At 63.7% G+C, this 2,161-nt stretch carries 3 protein-coding genes and 3 pseudogenes; 1 reads left to right on the top strand and 5 read right to left on the bottom strand.

The genetic code is table 11. The features are described 5' to 3' along the window. Together ACZ4NT_RS39225 and ACZ4NT_RS39220 are read right to left on the bottom strand one after the other, a co-directional pair. Positions 1–196: pseudogene (locus ACZ4NT_RS39225) on the bottom strand (IS5/IS1182 family transposase); the annotation flags it as partial. A 106-nt stretch (positions 197–302) separates the two neighbouring features. Next, positions 303–509, bottom strand: a pseudogene (locus ACZ4NT_RS39220) (transposase family protein); the annotation flags it as partial. Positions 510–604: 95 nt separating this feature from the next. On the opposite strand from ACZ4NT_RS39220, the gene ACZ4NT_RS39215 reads away from it, so the two are divergent. Further along, positions 605–1,267 carry a helix-turn-helix domain-containing protein gene (locus ACZ4NT_RS39215; RefSeq protein WP_467730210.1) on the top strand — a complete coding sequence of 221 codons (663 nt, stop codon included), beginning with the start codon at positions 605–607 and terminating at the stop codon, positions 1,265–1,267. On the opposite strand, the gene ACZ4NT_RS39210 is transcribed toward ACZ4NT_RS39215, so the two are convergent. The 3 genes and pseudogenes from ACZ4NT_RS39210 to ACZ4NT_RS39200 all read right to left on the bottom strand — a co-directional run. Continuing rightward, the gene (locus tag ACZ4NT_RS39210; RefSeq protein WP_467730212.1) at positions 1,168–1,386 is read right to left on the bottom strand and encodes a hypothetical protein; all 219 of its coding nucleotides are present in this window, start codon (positions 1,384–1,386) and stop codon (positions 1,168–1,170) included. The two genes, ACZ4NT_RS39215 and ACZ4NT_RS39210, sit on opposite strands and share 100 nt — an antisense overlap. Continuing rightward, entirely contained in the window at positions 1,311–1,664 is a 354-nt protein-coding gene (locus ACZ4NT_RS39205) for a hypothetical protein (protein WP_467730208.1), read from the bottom strand. The genes ACZ4NT_RS39210 and ACZ4NT_RS39205 overlap by 76 nt, the downstream gene beginning before the upstream one ends. 405 nt (positions 1,665–2,069) lie before the next feature. Continuing rightward, positions 2,070–2,161 (bottom strand): annotated as a pseudogene (locus tag ACZ4NT_RS39200) (IS5/IS1182 family transposase); the annotation flags it as partial.

Below are 2,161 nucleotides of genomic sequence, written 5' to 3'. Positions count from 1 at the left end.
CGTCTCGTTCTTGCGCAGGTGGACCAGCGTCAGCAGTGCCTGGTCGAAGCAGCCGAGTTTCCGCCAGCGCGTGCGCCGGGCGGTGCTCGTACAGCCAGGCGACATGCTCGACGAGCTCGTGCGGGATGTCGAGCGTGGCAGGATACGCAATCAACAGGGCCCCTTCGGTCGCCGGTGTGCTGAGTGGAATCACCACGCCAACGACGAGGTGCCCTGTCTCGTCACCACACCCACTGACCAGCCCATTTCATCCCCCAGCACAGGATGAATGAAGCTCAGTGGGCTCGTTCAGGGGTGAGTCTCTAGGGTGAGATGGCTCTGACGATTGAGGTCGTACGGCTCGGGTGGCAGCGGGCTTTGCGGAGAATCCGCCAGGTCTTGACCGCCGCGATGGCTCGCTCGACAGAACCTCTCAAACGCGAGTGTGCACGGTGCACACACTTCTGTCTGGCTGTGAGGTCTTTGCCAGGTCGTCGTCTATGGGGAACGGCGATGGTGTCACAGGCGCCCTGGTAGCCGCGGGTCGGCCAAGACCGGGATCCCTAACGAGCTCGTGCATGGTAAGCGGTGAGGCGTCGAGCTTCTGATCAACGATCATGGTCGTGTGGTGGAGAACGCATATCGTGCAGCGATCATCAGCGACCGGAGGATCACGGGTCCGTCGGCCAACGTGATCGTTGAACTGGTCGCAGAGCTGAGCCCGTTGTGTCATGCACGGCACCAGACCGAGCTTGCGTCTCGTCCGCGTACCGCGCTGTGGGCGCGGGTGCGAAAGCACCGGTTGGTGTTCGTCGACCGGCTCTTGGTTACGCTCGTCCACCTTCGACATGCCCACCACGCACGACTGCTCGCCTGCTGGTTCGGTGTCGACCGCTCCACCATCACTCGGGTTACCGCAGAGGTGCCGCCCTTGCTCACCGAGCGAGGGTGCACCGTAAGTCAGGGTGTGCGGCTGCGGACCCTGACCGAGGTCATCAACCACCTCGGTGCCGACGGGAAGACCAGGATCATTGATGGGTTGATCGTCAGTCACAGCCGGACCATCGCCCACGCCAGACCGCTTATCGATGGGCGAAGTTCCAGCTCAGCCTTGTTCTGGAAGGCGCGGCTGTCGTCCCGCACTCGAGCAGCCGGGGGATTGGTGACCGCAGCCCGGGGGTTACGTGATCATCGCGGGGTGTGTCGGTGGGTGGGGTTGGTTGTGAGGCGACGGGCTTCGGCGATGACCTCTGCATTGACCTGGGCCACGACGGTTTTGTCCTCATAGTCGAGGATGCCGTATTCGTCGTCGAGCTCTGCGAGTCGCTTGGTCAGGGGCAGTTCGTGTCCGTAGCGGTGATGAATCCGGAAAGTGAACTCCCAAGGAGTGAGCTCGTCGGCGAGCATGCGGCGTGCGAGGGCTCGGGCGGCGGCTTCCTGGCCGGCCTTGCTGCCGTGTGGATAGACGGTGGGGCTCCGAGTTCGGCGAGTGCTGACGGAAGCAGGTCGTGGATGTCGTTGTCCGCCTCGGTGCGTGTGCGGGCGGCGAGAATCCGCAGGCTGGGGGCATCGGCGACGAGCGCATCACAGGCGGAAGTGACGACCTCGCTCGCGCGGATTTCCCCCATGCTCCATAGGGCGGCATGGTCCTGTAGAGCGAGTGCTGCTGCTTCGATCAACGTCACTCGCCCATGATTCCCTTCACGGTGTGTCCCGGTCGAGCATGTTCAGGCGCTGCTCGGCGGCCTGTTTCAGCAGGGTCGTGCGGAGTTGCGCGCAGCGCATGGTGTTCTTTCAGACCACCACGGCTGATTCTGCAGCCATCAGTGATGGCACTCGCTTGGGAATATGCACTACGTGACCACTGGCCACGGCGACGGCGATACGTCCGAACAGGCCACGCGTCCGTATGGCGACCAGCCCCCGCTCACCGATCCCCTCGAACGTCACGGCCCGCCCAACGGCCGGGCACTCGTAGCCGATCAACCCACCTGGGTTGCCCTTTCCCCGGCATGGACAGCGATCTGGGTAGGTACCAGGAGTGGCCCTCGGCGTAGATCAAGAGGAACTCGGGCTAACTCTCCCTGACAAAGGCGTTGGACGTGGCGGTGGGTGATCAGGCAGACGGCGAGTCCGAGGAAGGCTTCGTGGATGTCGTCGCGTCGTTCCCAGCGGATGCGCA

The sequence above is a fragment of the Streptomyces sp. NPDC026417 genome, from assembly GCF_055567695.1.
This window is presented reverse-complemented; position numbering and strand designations above follow the sequence as displayed.

Bases quoted from the DNA above. Each gene is read 5' to 3' on its own strand.
- ACZ4NT_RS39210 (WP_467730212.1), bottom strand. From the start codon at position 1,386: ATGCTCGCCGACGAGCTCACTCCTTGGGAGTTCACTTTCCGGATTCAT.